General features: G+C 71.4%; 23 protein-coding genes. 11 read left to right on the top strand and 12 right to left on the bottom strand.

The genetic code is table 11. From position 1 onward, the window contains the following. Positions 1-8: 8 nt before the first annotated feature. Positions 9-713 carry a DJ-1/PfpI family protein gene (locus OHS18_RS08305; RefSeq protein ID WP_328616531.1) on the bottom strand — a complete coding sequence of 235 codons (705 nt, stop codon included), beginning with the start codon at positions 711-713 and terminating at the stop codon, positions 9-11. A gap of 98 nt (positions 714-811) precedes the next feature. On the opposite strand from OHS18_RS08305, the gene OHS18_RS08310 reads away from it, so the two are divergent. The 3 genes from OHS18_RS08310 (at position 812) to OHS18_RS08320 (ending at position 4,000) form a co-directional block, all read left to right on the top strand. Then, positions 812-1,789, top strand: a complete 978-nt coding sequence (locus OHS18_RS08310; protein WP_328454332.1) for a GlxA family transcriptional regulator — start codon at positions 812-814, stop codon at positions 1,787-1,789. A gap of 162 nt (positions 1,790-1,951) precedes the next feature. Beyond that, entirely contained in the window at positions 1,952-3,682 is a 1,731-nt protein-coding gene (locus tag OHS18_RS08315) for a YibE/F family protein (protein WP_328616532.1), read from the top strand. A 72-nt stretch (positions 3,683-3,754) separates the two neighbouring features. Next, positions 3,755-4,000 (top strand): hypothetical protein, encoded by a 246-nt coding sequence (locus OHS18_RS08320; protein ID WP_328454328.1) that lies wholly within the window; start codon positions 3,755-3,757, stop codon positions 3,998-4,000. Here OHS18_RS08320 and OHS18_RS08325 read toward each other — a convergent pair. Together OHS18_RS08325 and OHS18_RS08330 are read right to left on the bottom strand one after the other, a co-directional pair. After that, positions 3,972-4,613 carry a hypothetical protein gene (locus OHS18_RS08325; protein WP_328458915.1) on the bottom strand — a complete coding sequence of 214 codons (642 nt, stop codon included), beginning with the start codon at positions 4,611-4,613 and terminating at the stop codon, positions 3,972-3,974. The genes OHS18_RS08320 and OHS18_RS08325 overlap by 29 nt on opposite strands. 2 nt (positions 4,614-4,615) lie before the next feature. Then, the gene (locus tag OHS18_RS08330) at positions 4,616-5,197 is read right to left on the bottom strand and encodes an MBL fold metallo-hydrolase (RefSeq protein WP_328618494.1); all 582 of its coding nucleotides are present in this window, start codon (positions 5,195-5,197) and stop codon (positions 4,616-4,618) included. 148 nt (positions 5,198-5,345) lie between these two features. Between OHS18_RS08330 and OHS18_RS08335 the strand changes: the two genes are divergently transcribed. The 6 genes from OHS18_RS08335 to OHS18_RS08360 all read left to right on the top strand — a co-directional run bounded on the left by OHS18_RS08335 (position 5,346) and on the right by OHS18_RS08360 (position 9,394). Further along, positions 5,346-6,215 (top strand): peptidylprolyl isomerase, encoded by an 870-nt coding sequence (locus OHS18_RS08335; protein WP_328454326.1) that lies wholly within the window; start codon positions 5,346-5,348, stop codon positions 6,213-6,215. Further along, a complete protein-coding gene (locus OHS18_RS08340; RefSeq protein ID WP_328616533.1) occupies positions 6,215-6,994 on the top strand; it encodes an aminotransferase class IV family protein in 780 nt (259 codons plus the stop codon). Before OHS18_RS08335 ends, OHS18_RS08340 begins: the two co-directional genes overlap by 1 nt. A gap of 109 nt (positions 6,995-7,103) precedes the next feature. Beyond that, positions 7,104-8,006 carry a LysM peptidoglycan-binding domain-containing protein gene (locus OHS18_RS08345; RefSeq protein ID WP_328616534.1) on the top strand — a complete coding sequence of 301 codons (903 nt, stop codon included), beginning with the start codon at positions 7,104-7,106 and terminating at the stop codon, positions 8,004-8,006. A gap of 95 nt (positions 8,007-8,101) precedes the next feature. Next, entirely contained in the window at positions 8,102-8,644 is a 543-nt protein-coding gene (locus tag OHS18_RS08350) for a hypothetical protein (RefSeq protein ID WP_328454320.1), read from the top strand. 180 nt (positions 8,645-8,824) lie between these two features. Next, positions 8,825-9,100 carry a glycoside hydrolase family 88 protein gene (locus tag OHS18_RS08355; protein ID WP_328616535.1) on the top strand — a complete coding sequence of 92 codons (276 nt, stop codon included), beginning with the start codon at positions 8,825-8,827 and terminating at the stop codon, positions 9,098-9,100. Positions 9,101-9,109: 9 nt separating this feature from the next. Continuing rightward, positions 9,110-9,394, top strand: coding sequence for a hypothetical protein (locus OHS18_RS08360; RefSeq protein ID WP_328616536.1), 285 nt, complete (start codon positions 9,110-9,112; stop codon positions 9,392-9,394). 99 nt (positions 9,395-9,493) lie between these two features. Here the strand turns inward: OHS18_RS08360 and OHS18_RS08365 are convergent, their stop codons facing one another. Further along, positions 9,494-10,273, bottom strand: a complete 780-nt coding sequence (locus tag OHS18_RS08365) for an enoyl-CoA hydratase/isomerase family protein (RefSeq protein WP_328454314.1) — start codon at positions 10,271-10,273, stop codon at positions 9,494-9,496. Positions 10,274-10,347: 74 nt separating this feature from the next. Between OHS18_RS08365 and OHS18_RS08370 the strand changes: the two genes are divergently transcribed. After that, complete coding sequence (locus OHS18_RS08370) at positions 10,348-11,133, top strand: alpha/beta fold hydrolase (protein WP_328454312.1); 786 nt, start codon at positions 10,348-10,350, stop codon at positions 11,131-11,133. A 6-nt stretch (positions 11,134-11,139) separates the two neighbouring features. Here OHS18_RS08370 and OHS18_RS08375 read toward each other — a convergent pair whose 3' ends face one another. Genes OHS18_RS08375 through OHS18_RS08385 form a run of 3 tightly spaced genes read right to left on the bottom strand, consistent with a single transcriptional unit; the run spans position 11,140 to position 13,837 of the window. After that, positions 11,140-11,481, bottom strand: a complete 342-nt coding sequence (locus OHS18_RS08375; protein WP_328454310.1) for a hypothetical protein — start codon at positions 11,479-11,481, stop codon at positions 11,140-11,142. After that, on the bottom strand, positions 11,481-13,160 hold the full coding sequence (locus OHS18_RS08380; protein ID WP_328616537.1) for a hypothetical protein: 1,680 nt from the start codon (positions 13,158-13,160) through the stop codon (positions 11,481-11,483). The genes OHS18_RS08375 and OHS18_RS08380 overlap by 1 nt, the downstream gene beginning before the upstream one ends. Positions 13,161-13,183: 23 nt before the next feature. Next, positions 13,184-13,837, bottom strand: a complete 654-nt coding sequence (locus tag OHS18_RS08385) for a hypothetical protein (protein ID WP_328616538.1) — start codon at positions 13,835-13,837, stop codon at positions 13,184-13,186. Between the two features lie 221 nt (positions 13,838-14,058). Between OHS18_RS08385 and OHS18_RS08390 the strand changes: the two genes are divergently transcribed. After that, positions 14,059-14,439: a hypothetical protein gene (locus tag OHS18_RS08390; protein ID WP_328616539.1), complete on the top strand. Its 381-nt coding sequence runs from the start codon at positions 14,059-14,061 to the stop codon at positions 14,437-14,439. A gap of 108 nt (positions 14,440-14,547) precedes the next feature. On the opposite strand, the gene OHS18_RS08395 is transcribed toward OHS18_RS08390, so the two are convergent. The 5 genes from OHS18_RS08395 to yajC all read right to left on the bottom strand — a co-directional run bounded on the left by OHS18_RS08395 (position 14,548) and on the right by yajC (position 21,284). Then, a complete protein-coding gene (locus OHS18_RS08395; RefSeq protein ID WP_328454302.1) occupies positions 14,548-16,902 on the bottom strand; it encodes a RelA/SpoT family protein in 2,355 nt (784 codons plus the stop codon). Positions 16,903-17,095: 193 nt separating this feature from the next. Further along, on the bottom strand, positions 17,096-17,614 hold the full coding sequence (locus OHS18_RS08400) for an adenine phosphoribosyltransferase (RefSeq protein WP_328454300.1): 519 nt from the start codon (positions 17,612-17,614) through the stop codon (positions 17,096-17,098). A 1-nt stretch (position 17,615) separates the two neighbouring features. Then, complete coding sequence (gene secF, locus OHS18_RS08405; protein WP_328616540.1) at positions 17,616-18,842, bottom strand: protein translocase subunit SecF; 1,227 nt, start codon at positions 18,840-18,842, stop codon at positions 17,616-17,618. A gap of 1 nt (position 18,843) precedes the next feature. Continuing rightward, the gene (secD, locus tag OHS18_RS08410) at positions 18,844-20,652 is read right to left on the bottom strand and encodes a protein translocase subunit SecD (RefSeq protein ID WP_328616541.1); all 1,809 of its coding nucleotides are present in this window, start codon (positions 20,650-20,652) and stop codon (positions 18,844-18,846) included. Positions 20,653-20,873: 221 nt separating this feature from the next. After that, the gene (gene yajC / locus OHS18_RS08415) at positions 20,874-21,284 is read right to left on the bottom strand and encodes a preprotein translocase subunit YajC (protein WP_328454294.1); all 411 of its coding nucleotides are present in this window, start codon (positions 21,282-21,284) and stop codon (positions 20,874-20,876) included. Between the last annotated feature and the right edge of the window lie 47 nt (positions 21,285-21,331).

Here is a 21,331-nt window from a genome sequence, read left to right on the forward strand (position 1 = left end):
CGTTCGCCTCAGGCGTGCGCGAGCAACCTTTCCAGGAGCTGCGGATGCTCGGCGAGCCCTTCGCGCAGCGTGTGCTCGCGAAGCGGCTTCAGATCGCCGTACGGCGGGTTGTCCCAGTCCAGCGCCCCCTGCGGCGGCTGCGGGTCGTACTCGATGCCGAACTGGACGGTCTTCGCGACCTCGCGCCCGGCCAGCCGTTCCACCAGGTGCAGCGCCAGATCGATGCCGGCCGACACGCCCGCCGCGGTGAGCACGCGGCCGTCCTCGACCCAGCGCTCCGCGACCGGTGTCGCGCCCAGGCCGGGCAGCAGGTCGCGGAACATCCAGTGCGTCGTCGCCCGCTTCCCCTCCAGCAGCCCGGCCGCGCCGAGGACTAGCGAGCCGGTGCAGACCGACGTCACCAGCTCCGCGCCGTCGGCCGCGGAACGGAGCCAGGCCAGCAGGTTCTCGTCGGCCATCGCGTGCATCGTCGGCACCCCGCCGCCGGGCACCAGCACCGCGAACGGCGCCGGCACCTCGTCGAACGTGTGGCTCGGCGCGATCCGCAGCGGGGTGTCGGTGGCGAGGGGCTCCTTGGTGGCCCCGACGACGACGGTCCGGTAGGCCGCGTCGATCTGGGCCAGCGCACTCAGCACCTGCAGCGGGCCCACCAGGTCCAGCGGCGTCAACCCCGGGTATACGACGAAAGCGAGGGTCTTCTGCTCATCGGTCATGACCCTCACCTTGGCGGTGCCGCCGTGACGGCGGAGTCGTGATGTCCGAAATCCTGCGAACCGCGTCCGAGCGCCAGCCGGGGTGCTAGCGTCCGATCATGCCAGGGTCACCCAGACGGGTCGTGATCGTCGGATTTCCCGACGCCGAACTGCTGGACATCGCCTGCCCCGCCGATGTGTTCGACGCCGCCAACCGGCTCGGCGCCCGGCCACCGTACGAGATCCGCCTCGCCAACCTCGACGGCCAGGCGATCCACACCGCCTCCGGCCTGATCCTGCAACCCCACCTGCGGCTCGACCAGGTCGCCGCGGACCTGGACACCCTGGTCGTCGCCGGCGGCTGGGGCAGCACGGCCGCCGCGGCCGACGAGCGCGTGCTCGCCCACATCCGGCGGCTCGCCCGGACGAGCCGCCGCGTCGCGTCGGTGTGCACCGGCGCCGAGGTGCTCGCCGCGGCCGGGCTGCTCAACGGCCGGCGCGCGACCACCCACTGGCGCTACGCCGCGAAGCTGGCCGCGGACTACCCGACCGTGACGGTCGACCCGGTGCCGCTCTACGTCCGCCACGGCAACGTCTACACCGCGGCCGGCGTCACCAGCGGGCTGGACCTGACGCTGTCGCTGGTGGAGGCCGACCACGGCCCGACACTGGCCCGCGAAGCCGCCCGCGCGCTGGTCACCTACCTGCAGCGGCCGGGCAACCAGGCGCAGGTCAGCCTGTTCCTGACCGGGCCGCCACCGGAGCACCGCGAGGTCCGCGACCTCACGGCGTACATCGCCGAGCACCTGGACGACGACCTGGGCACCCCGGCGCTGGCCGCGCGCGCCGGCATCAGCACCCGCCAGCTGACCCGCCTGTTCGACGCCCACCTCGGCACCACCCCCGGCCGTTACGTCCGCACGATCCGCACCGAGCACGCGGCCCGCCTGCTGTCCGGCACCGACCTCCCGCTGGCCACGATCGCCCGCCGCTGCGGCTTCGGCTCCACCGAGACCCTGCGGCAGGCCTTCCTCGACCACTTCGACACCCCGCCGTCGGCCTACCGCCGCGTCCACGTCCGCCAGGCCTACAGCTGACACCGTGTCGTCCATCGGGGTACGCGTGTCGGCTCCCGGATCACACCGGCGGGCTCGCGGCTCGACACGCGTGTTTGGAGGGTCGACACGGCATATCCGGACGAACCGGGCCGTCGGCGGCCCGTTGCGCAGGGCGAGGAATCCCGCTGTCAGGATGTGCGGGTGGACCGCCCCGACCTCGACGACGAAACCGGCCCGATCCGCCGGGTCACCGACGAGGCTTCCCCGCCCCGCGGGATGTCCGGAACGCCGGGTACGCCCCGGAAACCGGCCCGCCGGACGCCGCCGGAAGGCACCCCGGCGGCAACCCGGCGCCGCGCGGACACCGGGCCACAACAGATGCCGGGCGAGACCGGGGCGCAGCGGGTGCCGAGGAAGCGCGGCGACACGGGACCGCAGCGTGCGGCCGGAACGCTGACGGACACCGGGGCGCAGCGGATTCCGGCCGACACCGGGGCCCCGCGCGTCCCCCGCGAACGCGGCGGCACCGGACCGCAACGGGTACCGGGAAAGCAGGCCGACCCCGGCGCCCCGCGGGTTCCGGGCGACACCGGACCCCAGCGGGCCGCCCGGCGCGGGGACACCGGTCCCCAGCGGACCGCCGACGGCCGCGCGAAGGCGGCTAAACCCCGAGAACCAGCCCCCGAAACCGGCCATGGTCACGGGCACGGCCACGGTCACGGCCCGGCCGCCCCGGCGTCGCGGCGCGTCCGGCTCCTGCTGATCTGGATGCTCGCCCCGCTCGCGCTGGCCACCGTGGTCGGGATGCTCGTGCTGTACCCGTGGGGCAAGCCGTCGCCGACGAGCGTCGTCCCGCAGGGCACGCCGGTGAAAGCGTCGATCACCACCACCGCCACCGGGCCGTGCCTCGCGCAGGGGCAGGTCCAGGTCGGCGACCAGAGCGATCCGAACGCGAAGCCGTGCCTGACCGTCGCGCTGACCATGACCGACGGCCCGGCCACCGGGAAACCGTTGCAGCTGACCGTGCCGATCGAGCCCAGCACCCCGCGGTTCGCCGCCGGTGACGCGGTCGTGCTCGCCTACAACGGCGGGAACGCGGCCGACCCGTCGAGCTTCCAGCTGGTCGACTTCCAGCGCGGCACCCCGCTGCTCGTGCTGGCCGCGCTGTTCGCCGTCGCCGTCCTGGTGCTCGGCCGCTGGCAGGGACTCGCCGCGCTGGTGGCGCTCGGCCTGTCGTTCGTGGTGATCGCGCTGTTCATCCTCCCGGCCGTGCTTTCGGGCGAGAACCCGCTGCTGGTGGCGATCGTCGGCGCCGGCGCGATCATGTTCATCGCCCTGTACCTGACCCACGGGCTGACCGCGAGAACGTCCGCCGCCGTGCTGGGCACGCTCGTCAGCCTCGCGCTGATCGGCGTGCTCTCGGCGATCTTCTCGGCCGCGGCCTCCCTGACCGGGCTCGACGACAGCACCTCGACGCTCATCGGGTCGCTCGGCCACGGCATCGACGCGCGCGGGCTGCTGCTCGCCGGCGTCGTGATCGGCGCGCTCGGCGTGCTCGACGACGTCACGGTCACCCAGACGAGCGCCGTGTGGGAGCTGCGCCGCGCCAACCCCGGCCTGAGCTGGCGGGAGCTCTACAGCTCGGGCCTGCGGATCGGCCGCGACCACGTCGGTTCGGCGGTCAACACGCTGGTGATGGCCTACGCCGGCGCCGCGCTGCCGGTGCTGTTGTACTCGTCGATCTCCGGGGTCGGGCTGGGCGCGCTGCTCGGCAGCGAGGAGATCGCGCAGGAGATCATCCGCACCCTGGCCGGCAGTGTCGGCATCGTGGCGGCCGTCCCGGTGACGACGGTCCTCGCCGCGCTGATCGCCTCCCGCGAGCCCGCGACGTACCTCAGCAGCACCACGAAAGCCGTTCCGTCCCACCCGTAACACCGGCGAACCCCCGCCGCGACAGCGGCGCCCGCACGCGGTAGGAAGGCGTTACCCGACCCGGGAGGCGCCATGTCCGTGTTCGCCGGCCCCCGCCAGCTCGTGCGCGGCGCGCTGCGGCTGGTCACGGCCACCGTCCAGGCCGTCGAATCGATCCCGCGCATCGCGATCGCCCTCGACGACGTCCGGGCGACGCTGCACCAGGTCGAACGCCTCACCGCGTACATCGCGCAGGAGGTCCCGGAGCTCGTCTACCAGCTCGAACAGCTCCGTGAGCCGGACGCGGAGCTCAGTCGAGAGTCGCCACGAACCGGCTGACGGCCTCCATCGTGAACCGCTGCACGTACTTGCCCGACGGCGCCACCGACGCGAGCCGGTAGAGCGGGCGCTCCGCGACGCCGCCGCCGCGCGCCTCGGCCTTGAGCTCCGAGACCAGCAGCTCCCCGAAGACCAGGCCGTTCGCCTCCGTGTTGTTCATCAGCGCGTTGGCCAGTTTCCGCAGCTGCAGGATGCCCAGCTCGCGCCCGCCGGTGCCGGAGAACACCGCCAGGTCCACCTTCGCCACCTTCCGCCGGTTGCCCGCGTTGACGAGCAGGCTCACCGTGCGGGTGCCGCGGACGTCGCCGATCACGAGGTCGAGGCGGGTCGCGGTGACGAGGTCGACGCGCCGCAGCCCCCACGTGCGCACGATCAGCGTCGAGCCTTCGAGCCAGACGCGGCGCCGGATGCTGACGGCCATCACGTAGACCAGCGGCAGGGCGATCACCAGGGCGACGACCAGGCCGATCACCGTGCCGCCGATCAGGCCGGCGACCCCGCCGAACGCGGCGGCGACGATGACCACGCCGATCAGCCCGGAAATCCCCCGGCGACGGCGTCCGCGCGCGTCCTCTTCGAACAGCGGCAGCCGTTCGGGCTTCTCCTCCGCCATGCTCACGCCCCCGTCCCGGCCAGGAACGGGTTGCCCGCGCGTTCCCGCCCGATCGTCGTCGCCGGGCCGTGGCCCGGCAGCACCACCGTGTCGTCCGGGAAGCCCGCCAGCAGGTCCCGCAGCGACGCCTCGACGTCCCCGCGGCCGACCGACCCGGCGAACAGCGTGTCCCCGGTCAGGGCGAGCCGGCCGCCCTCGGCCGTCTCCAGCGCGAGCACCACCGAACCCGGCGTGTGCCCCGGCGCCGGCCGGACGTCGACGTCGAGGCCGGCGAGGCCGGCGAAGCCGAGCCTGCCCGCTTCCAGCGGCACGCTCTCGCCGTCGTAGAGCGAGGCGTCCGCGGGGTGCAGGTGCAGCGGGACGCCGTGGGCCGCGGTGACACCGGCGGCCGAAGCCACGTGGTCGGGGTGGCCGTGGGTGGCGACGAGCGCCGCGGGGACCAGCCGGTGCTCGGCGAGCGCGGCGGCCAGCGGCGCGGCCACGTCCTGCCCCGGATCCACGACCAGGCACGGCCCACCGGCGGCCGCCGCCAGCAGGTAGCAGTTGGCCTGCAGCGGGCCGCTGCCGAAGCCGACGACGAGCACCGAACGCCTCCCGGACATCCGCGCCGGATGGCGCCGATCACGATCAGGTTGAGACTAGCGGGCCCTGTACATGGTCCTCACAGGCTGTGCCCATACACTGCCGCTACCTCAGACGTGTGACACGAGCGGAAACCTGGGAGGGTACGGGGTGGCGACCAACCAGCAGCGCCGCGAAGCTGCGAAGCGCAAGCTCGAGAGGCAGCTCGAGCGCCGATTGGAGCAGCAGAAGCGAAACAAGAGGATCGGCGCCGGTGTCATCGGCGTGGCCGTCCTCGTGGTCGCGGGCGTGGTGGTGTGGATCGTGAGCGCCAACGGCGGTGACAGCACCGACACGGCCGCGTCGTCCTCGGCCGCCCCGCCGCCGACCGAACTGCAGATCCCGACGCAGCGCGCCGCGACACCGAAGCGGACGACGCCGCTGCCGAACCCGACGACGTGCGACTACAAAGCGGACACGACGGGCAAGACGCCGAAGAAGGTGAACCTGCCCGACGGCAAGAACGTCCCGTCGACGGGCACGGTGAACGTGACGCTGAAGAGCACGGCGGGCGACATCCCGCTGACGCTCGACCGGGCGCTCGCGCCCTGCGCGGTGCAGAGCTTCATCAGCCTCGCGAAGCAGAACTTCTACAACGACACCATGTGCCACCGGCTCGGCACCGAGGGCCTGCAGATGCTGCAGTGCGGTGACCCCTCGGCCACCGGCGACCCGACGGCCGACGGCCAGGGCGGCCCGGGCTACACGATGCCGGACGAGGCGTTCCCGGAGATCAAGTACGGCCGCGGCATCCTCGCGATGGCGAAGACGCAGGCCCCGAACTCCGGCGGCAGCCAGTTCTTCATGGTCTACGGCGACGCCGAGCTGTCCCCGGACTACTCGGTGTTCGGCAGCATCACCGACGACGGCCTGAAGGTGCTGGACGCGGTGGCCAAGGCCGGCATCGCGAACCCGAACCCGCAGGACGGCACGGGTGCGCCGACCAAGCAGGTGAAGTTCACGGGCGTCACCGTCCAGTAGTGCCGCACCGCATCGAGCTGAACGGGGACCCGCTCGGCCCGGGCGCCTTCGTCGCGGGAATGACCGCCTACGGTCATTTCACCGCGATGCAGGTCCGGGACGGGCGGGTCCGCGGTCTTTCCCACCACCTGCACCGGCTCACCACGAGCACCCGCCTGCTGTTCGGCGCGGACCTCGACACCGATCTGGTGCGTTCCCACATCCGGCACGCGATCGACGGCGAACCCGCCCTTTCGGTGCGGGTCATGGTGCTCACGCGGTCCTTCACCGAACCGATGAAGCCGGAGATCCTGGTCCGGACCCTGCCGCCGCACCCGGTCGACCCGGCGCCGTTGCGCCTGGGGATCGTGCGGTACGAGCGGGACCTGCCGCAGGTCAAGCACCTCGGCACGTTCGGGCTCATCCACCACGCCCGCCAGGCCGAGCTCGCGGGCTACGACGACGCGCTGTTCGTCGACCACCAGGGCCGGATCAGCGAGGCGTCGGTGTGGAACGCGGGATTCCTGGCCGGTGACACGATCGTCTGGCCGGACGCCGCGGTGCTGCCGGGGATCACGATGCTCGTGCAGCGGGAGGCGCTGGAACGGCTCGGCGTCCCGCAGGAGACGCGCGAGGTCCGGCCCGCCGACCTGCCTGGGTTCGACGCGATGTTCGTCACCAACTCGGAGACCCCGGGCCGCCCGGTCGCCTCCGTCGACGACTTCGTGCTGCCGCCCGCGGACCGCGTCGTGAAGCTGCTCGCCGAGGCCTACGAAACCGTGCCCTGGGACGAGATCTGACCCGCGGCGACGCCTCGCGCGCCACCGGGATCTGAACCACGCCTCCACCCGCCCCGTGTAGAGGGGAACACCGGGGCCGTTTGTGCCACCGGGGAGAGGGTGGGCGACGATGGCCGAAATCCGGGTCCCCGCGGTGCGCCGCGTCCTCGGGAGGACCGGCCAGGCCGCCTGCGCCGGTGCCCTGTTCGCGGTGCTGGCCGGCGGGCCCGCGCTCGCCCAGTCCGCGCCACCGCCCTCGCCGTCGGTGAAGTACTTCATCGTCCCGCACGCCGCGAACCCCGAGGACATCACGTTGTTCAAGATCGCCGAGAAAGCGCTCGGCGACGGGCAGCGGTTCCAGGAGATCTTCACGCTCAACAAGGGCAGGCCACGGCCCGACGGCACGCCGTTCGACGATCCGGGGGCGATCGAGCCGGGCCAGGTCCTCCAGCTGCCCGACGACGCCCGCGACCCCGCGGTGAAGTACGGGCCACTGCCCGCCGTGCCGCCGGTCGTCCCGGCCGCGCAGGCCGCTCCCGAAGCGGCCGGGCCGGGGTTGGGCGCCGGGCTGGCGTCCGCGGTCAGCGGCACCGGCGGCCTGCTCACCGGGCTGATCGCCGGGCTCTGGTGGCGACGCCGGCCGAGAATCGTCCCGCCGGTGCCGTTCCGACCGGCGGAGCCGGTCCACCCGGCCGAGCCGTTCGAACCGGCCCGGTCGTTCGAACCGTTCGATCCGCCCGAGCCGTTCGAGCCGGTCTGGCCCGTGGCGGACGACGACGGGTCCGGGTCGGTCAGCGGCACCCTGCCGATCCCCGTGGTCGTCCCGCTGCCGCGGCCGGACCAGTCGTCCGACCGGCTGCCGGTGGTGCTGCGGCACGAGCCGATCACCGCCGAGCACTCCATCATCTTCTTCGACACGGCCGACACCCAGGTGATCGCCGCGATCCGCCCCGGCTCGCAGTTCCGGTTCCGGCTGGGCCCCGCCCACGAGCCGGACGCCACCGTGCTCGTCGTGGACGACGAAAGCGAGTGACGCCGGCCCGTGCGTGCCGGGTCACTCTGCGCTGAACGGATCAACCGGTGCCGGAACACTGGCCATCGGCCTGCCGGGCCCGCGATAGTCGTGTGATGACCTGGGATCCCTTCGGCACGCTGCGGAAGGCGCTGTGGATCGGCGGCGCCCCGTGGACCGGGAAGTCCACCGTCGCCCGGCTGCTCGCGGAGCGGCACGGCCTGACGACCTACCACCACGACCACCGGACCCGGCCCGCCGCGGACGCGGCCGGCGACGAGCAGCTGATGACCGAGGTCCGGCACCGGTTCGACTGCGCCCTGGCGGACCTGCGGGCGCTGACGTCGCCGCGGCCGATCCTCGCCGAAGGCTGGGGGCTGCGCCCGGAGCTGGTCGCGCCGCTGGTGGACTCGCCGGGCCGGATGGTCGTGCTCGTGCCGACCGAGCTGTTCCGCCAGCACCAGCTGCGGCACCGGCCGGAGGAGCCCGCGATCCCGGAGCAGCGCACCCGGCTGACGCGGGACCGGCTGCTCGCCGCGCAGGCCGTGCGCTCGGCGCGGGAGCTGGGCATCCGGGTCATCGAGATCGACGGCCGGCTCGGTCCCGCCGGCGTCACCGACGTCGTCGCCGAGCATTTCCGCGATTACCTGGACGCCTGACGATATTATCAGTCCGGTGTTGTCCGGCCGTTTCCACCCGCGGGCGGTTGACCGGCTCCGGAACCTTCGCGGAAGATCGACGACCGACACGGCCGCCGCTTTCCGCGCAGCAAAGGGGCTGGGTTCTTTGGCGTTCCGGAGACACTTCGCGTCGTCCTCGCCGCCGTTCTCGGACTGACCTTGCTCGGGCAACCCGCCGAAGCCGCGCACCCCGCCGCGTCGTTGGGCCCCGGTTACACCGACAGCGGATTCATGCACAACACGGGGTTGACCGGGCAGCTGTGGGCCGACGGCGCATTCATGCTCGACCCATTCCTGGCCCCGTACGGAACGGTATTCGGCGACGGCGCGAGCAGTGCCGAATCGGCTGACCAGCTCGTCACCTATTTCACTCGTCTTCGCCATCCGAGCGGATTGCTGTACCACGCGTTCGACGAGCGCCGGAAGCAGAGCTGAACCGATCCGGTGACGGGGTTGTCCCCGGACGTGTGGTGCCGCGCGCTCGGCTGGTTCGGCGCCGCCACGGTCGACGCGCTGCACGCGGCAGCCCCGCAGCGCGGCGCCGTCGTCGGCGTCGTCCGGTACCTCTCCCAGGCCGCCGACGGCACCACCGCTATCACCGACATCAGCGTCGGGACCAACGTCGGCAACGGCCGCTACTACCTCGACCGGCCGCGCGCCACCAACGACTTCCACGGCCTCGGCACGTTCCTGTACCTGAACGAGCAGCCGGCCGGGGCCGGGCGCTGAGACGCGCCGCCGCGGGCCTGGTCCTGGCCCAGGTCGAACCACCGCTCCGCGCGTCGGCGACAGTGGATCGACACGCGAGCCGGTTCACCAGATCGAGGATCAGCGAAAGGTGAAATTCGGCGGGCGCCGATCCAGGAAAGCCGCGACGCCCTCCGCGTAGTCCTCGCCGTGCAGGGCCTCGGACCGGATCTCCTCGACCTCCGCGTCCGAGGTCTCCTGGCCGGCGACGATCTTCTCGATGATCCGGTTCATCCCGCGGACCGACGCCTGCGAGCGCGAGCACAGCGTCCGCACGAACTCCAGCGTCGACGCTTCGAGGTCGTCGGCCGGGAAGACGTCGTTGAGCAGGCCGATCTCGCGGGCCCGGGCGGCCGTGATCAGCTCGCCGGAGAGCAGGAAGTACTTCGCGTGCGCCGGGCCGACCAGCGACACCAGCTGGCGGGTCGAGTCGAAGTGGTAGACGATGCCGAGCTTCGCCGGCGTGATGCCGAAGCGCGAACCCTCCGCGGCGAAGCGGAAGTCGCAGGCGACCGACACCTGGCAGCCGCCGCCGATGCAGTTGCCCTGGATCATCGCGACCGACGGCTTCCGCATCGACGTCAGCGCGGCCACCGCGCCTTCGACGGCTTTGTCGTAGGTCGCCGCGCCGTCGGCGGTGGTGCGCAGCTCGCCGAACTCGCTGATGTCCGCGCCCGCCGAGAAGTGCTTCCCGCCGCCCGCGAGCACGAGCACCTTGAGCGTGGGATCGGCCTCGACGTCGGCGACGACGTCCGGGATCGCCGACCACATGCCGTAGGTGATCGCGTTCATCTTCTCGGGCCGGGCGAAGGTCAGCCGCGCCACCTCGCCGTCGCGCGTGAAGTCGAATCCGTCCGTCATGCCTGGCACATTAGCTTCTCGCCCTGAGCGAAACCCCGGGTGTGTGACGCGGTCGCGGCGCTAGCTTGGGGCCCATGGCGACGATCGGGTTGAACGGGACGACGTTCGGGTACGACGAAGCGGGCGAAGGGCCCGCGGTCGTGCTGCTGCACGCCGCGATCGGCGACCGCCGGATGTGGGAACCGCAGTTCACCGCGCTCGCCGCCACGCACCGGGTGATCCGCTACGACCGCCGCGGCTTCGGCGAATCCGCCGACGGCCTCGGCGAGTTCGCCCACCACGAGGACCTGCTGGCCCTGCTCGATGCCCGGGGGATCGAGCAGGCCACGCTGGTCGGGGCGTCGATGGGCGGCGCGGTGTCGATGGACACCGCGCTCGCCGCGCCGGAGCGGGTCACCCGGCTGGTGCTGCTCGGCTCCGGTCTCAGCGGGCACACCTGGCCCGACCACATGCAGGCGGACATCGCGGAGCTGACCCGCGACGTCGACCCGGCGGACGTGAAGGCCATGTCCGAGGCCAACATCCGGTACCTGGTCGCGGGTCCCGAGCGGGACGTCGCCGTGCTGCCGCCCGAAATGCTCGCGCTGGTCCGGGACATGTGCGAACAGGTGTACCACCGCCTGTCGACCGCTCCACAGTGGACGGAGCGGGTCCCGGACACCCGCCACCGGCTGGCCGGGATCGCCACGCCGGCCCAGGTGGTGATCGGCCTGTCGGACGCGCTGGGCCTGGTCGAGCTTTCCCGGCACATCGCCGATTCCCTGCCGAACGCCGAACTCGTGGAACTCGCCGACACCGGCCACCTGCCCGCACTCGAACGCCCCGACGACGTCAACGCGCTCCTGCGGAAGGTCCTCTAGGCCGGCTCAGGTGAAGATCTTCTGCACCTGGTCGGAGATCTTCGCCACCAGTTCGGAGAACTGCACCACGCCGCCCAGCAGGCCCTTGACCTTCTCCCAGCGGCTGCGCACCACCGCCGGCGCCACCGCGTCCCCCGCGCGCAGGTCGGCCGCCAGGTCGCCCAGGGTGTCCTCCAGGACCTCCTGCTTCGCGAGCTCCTTGCCGCGCACCTCGCCGGCCAGCCGCTCGACCAGGTCGAGCAACGCCGGGACCGCGGTGTCCCCGCCGCCGCCCCCGATGCCGGTCTGGGTGATCCGCCCGGAGTTGTCCCCGCCGATGCTGAGCTTGTTCGTGACGCGGTCCCTCATCAGGCCTCCGTCCGGGCCAGGCGGCCGGGGGTGCGGGGCGGGCGCGGCCGCGGGCCGCGCTGCCCGGTCTGGGTGATCGGGGCGCGGTTGTCGCCGCCGATGGTGATGTCGTTGTTGATCACGACCGCCGCCTGCTCCTCGAACTTCGCCGTCGAGAACCCGGCGTCGCCGAGCAGGCCGCCGATCGCCGGCAGGAGCCGGCTTTCGATGATCTTCTCGTACCGTTCGATGTCGACGAGCTGGAAGTAGTCGGTGAACAGGTTCACCGACGCGAGCTCGCGCAGGGTGCTCGCGGCGCCGTAGCGGTCCGGGTCGAGGACGCCGGGCTCGCGCTTGGGCCGCCGGATCCAGGACGCGAGGTTCGCGATCCGGCCGGGCAGGCTCGCCGGCATCTCCAGCCACGCCAGGAAACCCTGACCGAGCGGGCGCAGCGAATCCGGCCGCATCTTGTCCACCACGCGGTAGTCGGCCCGGATCGGCGGCAGCATGAACGGCGTCCACTCGACGTACAGCGTCGTCTCGTCCACCGCGACGTGCAGGAACGTCGTGAGCACGAGATCCCGGTCCCAGGTCTCGACCTGGAAGCACAGGTAGTAGCGCGCCCACTCCTTCGGTTCCATCCGGAGCCGGTCGACGTCGGCCGCGGTCAGCCGGGTGTGCGGCGGGTACTCGATGTCGGGCAGGTAGGCCGCGGCTTCCGGCTCGGCCAGGTGGTCGACGAGCTCGGCGGCCGGGGTGAACACCGCTTCGGTCACGGTCAGCCCGCCCAGCCGGTGGTCGGGTGACAGCGAGCCCGAACGGCGGAGGTTCCCGATCGCCTCGCGGATCCCTTCGTACAGCGTTTCGGTGGTGAGCTCCCGGTGCGTCGCCGGATCGCTCTCGTCCTCCTCGAGCCGCTCCAGCGGAATCGCCATGGACCAGGCGTCGCGCCGGAACCCGGCGCCCACGAACGGGTTGTAGCCGCGGTAGACCACCAGCGGCGCACCGGGCACCCCGGCGAGCTCGTCGCCCCGCTGGTACCGGGCGAGCTGCTCGCGGAAGTCCTCGGTGAACAACCCGCTGAGGGTGCTGCCGCTGTCGGCCGCGGGAGCGGCGTAGCGCTTGAAGCGCGTCGTCAGCAGGCTCCACAGGGACCAGCGTTCGAGCGTGACGACCACGAGCACGATCAGGGCCAGCACGACCCCGATGACGATCCGGGCGGTGTCACCACCCGCGGAGCTGTTCGAATAATCGTCGTAGTAGTCGGAGGAGTAGCGGCTCCCGGAGCCGAAGATCTCGTCCGCGTAGGGCAGCAGCACCACCACGACCAGGACGGCGATCCCGAGGACGATCATCGTCTTCGGGTTGAACGACCGCTGTGCTGCGGAGGCGGCCTTCCCCGACCGCGCCACCACCAGGACGACCGACAGCACGATCCAGCCGTAGAGCAGCGGGTTGTCCCACGACAGCCCGATGACGATCGCCATCAGCAGGACCAGCAGCCCGTCGTAGTTCTTCCGGCGGGCCCGCGCCCGCACCGCCTCGGTGAGCACGCGGCCGGCGTCGAGCCCCGGCGACGGCGGCACCGGCCGGGTGGGCTCGACGAGGAACTCGGTGATCGCCCGCGTGCTGTAGGCGGGATCGAGGTAGGAGGCCGCGCACAGGTAGCGCGTGGTGTCGTCGGCCGTGCCTGGGGACATGCTGCTCCCTCGGGTTTCTCGGGTCAGGGGGTGGCGTCGTCGAGCATCCGCTGAACCACCTCGGCGGTCTCCGGCCAGCTCGGCTCGGGTCCGTGCGCGTAGACGTAGTACTCGATCCCGTTGCTGCGCCAGTAGAACGCGCGCACGTGGCGCCGGCCTTCGGGCGCGTCCCAGGCGAACTCCCAGTCGACCGCCTCGGCTCCGCGCAGCGTCGTGGACCGCAGACGGTGCCGGGTGTACCCGGCGCGGCGGGCGATCTGCCGCTCGTACCGCTCGTGGTAGGTCACGATGTCGGAGCCGTCGGACGGCGGTGCGCCGCCGAACTTGAGGATCCGGCGGGAGTCCGCCGGATCACTCGCCTGGACGCTGCCCGGTTCCGGCAGCGTCTTCGTCGGCCAGCCGGCCGGGATGACGGTCTCGAGCCCTTCCGGCCCGCTCACCCGGACCAGCGTGGCCGGTGCCTCGGCCGCGGTCGTCGGTGTCGGTATCCCGGGCGGCGGCGAGGAAAGCGTGGCCGGGGTGTCCCCCAGCGAGAGGCCGGGCTCGACCGGCGGCGCCGGTTCCGGCGCGCGGTTCAGCACCACCCAGGTGGCGCCCACCAGGGCGCAGCCGACGAGGTTCGCCGCGAAGACGGCGATCGCCAGCCGCCGGGAACCGAGCTGACCACGAACCGGCATTTCACCTCCCCGTTTCGGCAGCCTCCCCACCACCTGCAATTTGCAGACCGTAGCATGCACTCACAGAACGTGGCACCGCATTTTCGGGAGTGATCTTGTTCGAAGAGGATTCGCGGCGGATCGCCGAACTGGAACGGTTATTGACCAACGACGGGGCGGCTCCGGAAATCCGCCGGGAATTGGCGACGGTCCTTTATCGCCGCGCCGTGGAAGCGTGCAGCGTGACCCGTGACGGAACGCCGGTGATGACGACCGGCCGGCAGCGCCGGCTCTGCGCCGAGGCCGCCCGGCGCGTCCCGGAACTGGCCGTCGATGACGTCGAACTCCTGCACCGTGCGCGTTCCCTGCAGGCCGCGGTCGACGAGGGTGACCGCTGGGTCTGGCAGCCCGCACAGCTCGCCGCCGCGCTCCTGATCGCCGCGACGCTCGCCGGCTGCGGGCTGGTGTGGTGGTCGATGGCCGGCGGCAGCGTGCTTCTCGCGGCGGCGTCGGCAACGGTGAGCAGTGCCGCGGCGGCCGCCGTGGTCCTGCGGTTCCGGAAACAGCGCTGGCAGCTCGAGGCGACCCGGGTCGGCCCGCTCATCCGGCGGCACGGCCTCTGATTCCGGGAATGCGCCGGCACCCGACATTCGACAATTTCTTCGCGTCCGGCCGAGCCGGTTATGACCACAGCCCCGCGATCAGCTCGGCTTCCACAACCTGTTGGTCTTCTAGGAAGCCGACGTCACGCGGTAGACGTCGTAGACGCCTTCCACGCCGCGGACCACCTTCAGGACGTGGCCCAGGTGCTTCGGGTCGCCCATCTCGAACGAGAAGCGGCTGACCGCGACCCGGTCGCGGGACGTCGTCACCGAAGCCGACAGGATGTTGACCTTCTCGTCGGCCAGCACCTTCGTCACGTCCGAGAGCAGGCGGTGCCGGTCGAGGGCCTCGACCTGGATGGCCACCAGGAAGACCGACGACGCCGAGGGCGCCCACTCGACCTCGACCAGCCGCTCGGGCTGGGACTGCAGGTCGCCGGCGTTGGTGCAGTCGGTGCGGTGCACCGAGACACCGCCGCCGCGGGTCACGAAGCCGAGGATCTCGTCGCCCGGGACCGGGGTGCAGCAGCGGGCCAGCTTCGCCCAGACGTCGCTCGCGCCCTTGACCACCACGCCGACGTCGTTGGAGCCGCGACGCCGGGTGACGGTGGACGGCGTCGCGCGCTCGGCGAGCTCCTCCTCCGCCGCGTCGACGCCGCCGATGAGCGCGACCAGGCGCTGGACGACGTGCTTGGCGCTGGTGTGGCCCTCCCCGACCGCCGCGTACAGCGACGAGATGTCGGCGTGGCGCAGCTCGGTGGCGATCGAGCCCATGGATTCCGCGGAGACGAGCCGCTGGATCGGCAGGCCGACCTTGCGGATCTCCTTGGTGATGGCTTCCTTGCCGCCTTCGATCGCCTCGTCACGGCGTTCCTTGGCGAACCATTGCCGGATCTTCGCGCGCGCCTTCGGCGAACCCGCGAACTGCAGCCAGTCGCGGCTCGGGCCGGCGTTCTCCGCCTTCGAGGTGAAGATCTCGACGACTTCGCCGTTTTCCAGCTTGCGTTCCAGCGCGACCAGCCGGCCGTTGACGCGGGCGCCGATGCAGCGGTGCCCGACCTCGGTGTGCACGGCGTAGGCGAAGTCGACCGGGGTCGACTCGACGGGCAGCGTGATGACGTCGCCCTTCGGCGTGAACACGAAGATCTCGCGCGCGGCCAGTTCGTACCGCAGCGACTCGAGGAAGTCGCCCGGGTCCGCCGCTTCCCGCTGCCAGTCGAGCAGCTGGCGCATCCACGCCATCTCGTCGACGTCCACGGCGTTGCCGTTGTGCGTGCCCTTGGTTTCCTTGTACCGCCAGTGCGCGGCGATGCCGTACTCGGCCGTGCGGTGCATCTCGTAGGTGCGGATCTGCACTTCGAGGGGCTTGCCGTCCGGGCCGATCACGGTGGTGTGCAACGACTGGTAGACGCTGAACCGCGGCTGCGCGATGTAGTCCTTGAAGCGGCCGGGCACCGGCTGCCACAGCGCGTGGACGACGCCCATCGCCGCGTAGCAGTCGCGGACGTCCTCGACCAGGATCCGCACGCCGACCAGGTCGTGGATGTCGTCCAGGTCGCGGCCGCGGACGATCATCTTCTGGTGGATCGAGTAGTAGTGCTTCGGCCGGCCCTCGACCTTCGCGGTGATCCGCGACGACACGAGGTTGCTGGTCAGGTCGGTGATCACCGAGCGCAGGTAGATGTCGCGCGAGGGTGCCCGGTCGGCGACCAGGCGCACGATCTCGTCGTACTTCTTCGGCTGCAGGATGGCGAACGCGAGGTCCTCCAGCTCCCACTTCACCGTGGCCATGCCGAGCCGGTGGGCCAGCGGGGCGAGGACCTCGAGGGTCTCGCGCGCCTTGCGGGCCTGCTTCTCTGGCGGGAGGAAGCGCATCGTGCGCATGTTGTGCAGCCGGTCGGCGAGCTTGATGACCAGCACCCGGGGGTCCTTGGCCATCGCGATGACCATCTTGCGGATGGTCTCGGCCTCGGCGGACGTGCCGAGCTTGACCTTGTCCAGCTTCGTGACGCCGTCGACCAGCTCGGCGACCTTCTCGCCGAAGTCGGCCTTCAGGCTCTCGACGGCGTAGCCGGTGTCCTCGACCGTGTCGTGCAGTAGCGCCGCGACGAGGGTCGTGGTGTCCATGCCCAGCTCGGCGAGGATCGTGGCCACGGCCAGGGGGTGCGTGATGTACGGGTCGCCGGACTTGCGCCGCTGGTTGCGGTGCAGTTCCTCGGCGACGTCGTAGGCGCGCTGCAGCAACCCGAGGTCGGCGTTGGGGTGGAGTTCGCGGTGGATGACCGCGAGGGGTTCCAGGACCTGCTTGACCGGGGCGGCGCGCTGGGCGGTGATCCGCCGGGCGAGGCGGGCTCGCACCCGTCGCGTGGCGGACGGGTTCGGCGCCGCGCCGTTCGGCTTCGGCGACGCGGGCTGTGCCGCCGCCTGCCCGTTCTGCGGGGCGCCCTCTTGAGCGGGCACCGCGGCGTCGAGCTCCTGGCTCACCCGCACCTCCTGCTGCTCGTGCGGCCTTCGAACCCCCAGGGTAGCCGCTCGGTCCCACGACCCCGCCGGGTGCGCCCATTGCGGGTGATCACAACGCCTTGACCAGGGAGTTCCGCTCTCGCCGCCGCCCTCGTGAGTGTTCAGTCGGGTTCTAACCCGACTAAACACTCACGACAAGCAGCGGCAGACAGGTTCAGCAGACCTGCAGCGCGTGGATCTTCCGGTCCCCCAGGACCTGGCGGCCGCCCAGGGCCGCCAGCTCCAGGACCACCGAGACGCTGTCGACGACCGCACCCGCGTCCTCCAGGAGCTTGGCGGTCGCCGCGACCGTGCCACCGGTGGCCAGGACGTCGTCCAGGATGGCGACGCGCTGGCCGGGGCGCACCACGCCGGCCGGCAGCTCGACCGTGGCCGTGCCGTACTCCAGCGCGTAGTCCACCCGGCCCGCGACCTGCGGCAGCTTGCCCGGCTTGCGGATCAGCACGACGCCGAGACCGCGGGCGTACCCGACGGCCGCCGCCAGGAGGAAGCCGCGGGCCTCCACGCCGGCGAGCGCCTCGACCTGGGGGTCGAGGGTGCTCGCCAGCGCGTCGGTCACGGCCTTGAACGCGCCCGCGTCCGCGAACATCGGGCTCAGGTCGCGGAACAGCACGCCGGGCTCGGGAAAGTCCGGCACCTCGGCGATCAGGCCGAGAGCCTTCTCCAGGTCCACGTCAGCGCTTCCGCTTCCCGGCCGGCTTGCCCGACGGGCGCTGCTTCTGGATCCGGGTGGGCACGCTCGCCGCGGCGGCGTACGCCTTCTCCTTGCGCAGTTCCTTCGCCAGGGCGTCGTCGTCCGAAGCGTCGAAGTCGTCGCTCGCGGCCTTGCGCTCCTGGTTGGCCCGGCGCTGGTGGACCCGCTCGGCCTGCTGCCGGTACTTCGGGTCGCGCATCTTGAAGTCGACCAGCAGCGGCGTCGCCAGCGCGACCGACGACAGGACACCGACGATCGTGCCGGTGAGCTGCACGAGCGCCAGGTCCTGCAGCGTGCCGGAGCCGAGCAGCACGTACCCGACGATCAGCAGGCCGAGGATCGGCAGCAGCGCGATGAACGCGGTGTTGAACGACCGCATCAGGGTCTGGTTCAGCGCCAGGTTCGCGGCTTCGCCGAACGTGCGGCGGGTCAGCCCGAGCAGGCCGCGCGTGTTCTCGCGGACCTTGTCGAACACCACCACCGTGTCGTACAGCGAGAACCCGAGGATCGTCAGCAGGCCGATCACCGTCGCCGGCGTGACCTCGAAACCGATCAGCGAGTACACACCGGCGGTGACGAAGATGTCGTGCAGCAGCGAAACGAGCGCCGCCGACGCCATCCGCAGGTCGAAGTAGATCGCCAGGAAGATGACCACCGCGACGAGGAACACGATGAGGGCGATCAGCGCCTTCTGCGAGATCTCCCCACCCCAGGACGCGCTGACCGCGCTGTCACTGATCGCCTGCACGCTCGGCTGCTTGTTGCTGCCGATCGGCCCCAGATCCTGGAACAGGGTCTGCTTGAGCTTGGCGACGTCCGCCGCGTCCAGCGTCTCGGTGCGGATCTGGATGGTCGACGCGTCACCCGTGCCGACCTTCTGCGTCTCCGCGGCCGGGTGGCCGAGGGCCTTCTCGAACGAGACCTTGGCCTGGTCCTCGGTGATCACGCCGTGGATGCCGTTGGCCGGCATCTGCAGCTGCGTGCCGCCCTCGAACTCGATGCCGTAGTTGAAGCCGCGGAAGATCATCGACGCGAGGCACACCAGCACCAGCGCGGCGAAGAAGATGTACCAGCGCTTGCGCTTGCCGACGACGTCGAACGCGCCGCTGCCGACGTAGAGGCGGCGGAAGATGCTTTCCTTCTTGCCGGGTTTCGCCGCGACCTTCATGTCGCCGTCGGCGTCCCTGCCCAGTTCCTCGACGCCCACGTCAGGCCTCCTTCACGTTCGCGCGGCCGACCGAAGCCGACTTGCGCTGCGAACCCACTTGCTGCACGGCACCCAGGCCCAGGTACTTGGGATTGGACAGGAACTTCGACTTCGACGTGGACGCGATCGCGACCAGCGGGTGCGTCACCAGGTAGACGATCACCAGGTCGAGCACCGTGGACATGCCGAGGGTGAACGCGAAGCCCTGGACGTCGCCGACCGCGATGATGTACAGGATCGCCGCGGCCAGGAAGCTCACCGCGTCCGAAGCCAGAATCGTGCGCTGGGCGCGGGTCCAGCCACGCGGCACCGCGGACCGGAACGTCCGGCCCTCCCGGATCTCGTCTTTTATTCGTTCGAAGTAGATGACGAACGAGTCCGCCGTGATGCCGATGGCGATGATCAGGCCGGCGATGCCCGCCAGGTCCAGCGTGTAGCCGATCCAGCGCCCGAGCAGCACCAGCACCGCGAACACCAGCGAGAAGGACAGCGCCAGCGACAGGATGGTGAGCACGCCGAGCAGCCGGTAGTAGAACAGGCAGTAGATGAAGACCACCAGCAGGCCGATGCCGCCGGCGATCAGGCCGGCCTGCAGCGAGGCCAGGCCCAGCGTGGCCGACACCGTGGTCGCGTCCGAGGAAGCGAACGACAGCGGCAGCGAGCCGTACTTCAGGATGTCCGAGAGGTCCTTCGCCTCGGACTGGGTGAACTTGCCGGTGATCTGGGTGTTGCCGTCCAGGATCGCGACCTGGATGTTCGGCGCGGACACGACCTGCGTGTCGAGCACGAACGCGGCCTGCTGGTTGGTGTTCTTCGAGGTGAAGTCCGCCCAGATCTTGGTGCCCTCGCTCTTGAAGCTGAGGTTCACCACCCACTGGCCGCGCTGCTGGTCGTAGCCCGAGCTCGAGTCGGCGATCTCGGTACCCGGCAGGAACTCCGGCTCCAGCAGGTACTTGTACGTGTCGTGGTCACCGCAGGCGACCAGCGGCAGCTTGGGGTCGTCGTTGCCCTCGAGGGGGTCCTTGGCGTTCGGCGCGCAGGTGATCGCCGCCATCGCCTGGGCGACGAGCTCCTGGTTCGGGTTGCCGTCGGCGCCGATCATCTGCGGGTTCTGCCGGACGGCCTTCGCGGCCTGGATCTGCTTCGCGGTGTCGGCGTCGACCGAACCGTCCACCGGGGCCGGGGCCGGGGCCTGGCTCGACGCGGGCGGCGGCGTGCTGCTCGGCGGGGCCGGGGTGGTGCTCGGCGCCTGCGCGGGCGCGGCGGCGGGAGCACCGCCACCACCGGCGGCCGGGCTGGACGGCGGAGCGCTCGAGCTGGCGACCGGCGCGCCGGAGGACGCCGGGGGCTTGCTCGGGGTGCCCGACGTCGGGGCCTGCGTCCCGGTCGGAACGCCGGTCGGCGGCGTGGTCTGCGGGGGCACGACCGGCTGCGTCGCGTTGGCGACGACCTTCCGGAAGCCCAGCTTGGCCGTCTTGCCCAGGTTCTTCGCCTGGTCACCCTGCTCGCCGGGGACCGTGATCACGACGTTGTTGCCGTCGAGGAGGACCTCGGTGCCACCGACGCCGATCCCGTTGACACGGCGCTCGATGATCTGGCGCGCCTGGTTCAGGGACTCCCGGGTCGGCTGGCCACCGTCCGGGGTACGGGCGGTGAGCGTGACCCGGGTGCCGCCCTGCAGGTCGATGCCCAGCTTCGGGGTCGGCTTGTGGTTGCCGGTGAGGAACACCAGCGCGTACAGCACGATCACGATCAAGGCGAACAGGGCGAGATAGCGTCCCGGGCGGAGATGCCCGGCCGATGCTGCCACGGTGCTTCGGTCTCCTCGGACTGGGTGGGAACCCCGACGTTGCGGTGCCCGCCCGGAGGGTTTCCGGGCCGGGACTGTGTGCGATTCACTCCCGGGCACGGGTATGACGGCGGACACGCACGCAGCACCGAGACACTACTCGGTGCTGCGTGAGCCCGGCGTTGCGGCCATACCGACTTTCGTCGGAGGTTTCGCGCCCTGCCCAGGGGAGGCGCGGGGCCTTACTTCTTGCCGTGCTCCAGCGGGGGCGCGACCTGCGCGGTCGTGGCCGGCTCGTCGTCCTTGATGCCGGAGCTCGACTCGATGATCGACTCCTCGGCCGGGGCGTCCGACGACACCTCGCCGACCGAGTCCTCGTCGGTCTCGACGACCGGCTCGACCTTCTCGCGGACCGCGAGGCGCAGCCAGGTGGTGACGACGCCCGGGGCGATCTCGATGTCGATCGTGTTGTCGCCCGAGGTGTCGGCGACGGTGCCGTAAAGACCGGAAGTGGTCATCACGCGGTCACCGGGCGCCAGGCTGCTCTGCAGGTCCTGCTGCGCCGCCTGCTGCTTCTTCTGCTTGCGCGAGCTCATCACCAGCGGCACGGCGAGGACGAGCACGAGCAGCAGTGGCAGCAAAAGGTTTTGCATGATTCTCCGTTCGACGGACTCCGGGCCCAGCCGAAATGTCCGGTTTT

The organism is Amycolatopsis sp. NBC_00355 (genome assembly GCF_036104975.1).
Lineage (GTDB): Bacteria > Actinomycetota > Actinomycetes > Mycobacteriales > Pseudonocardiaceae > Amycolatopsis.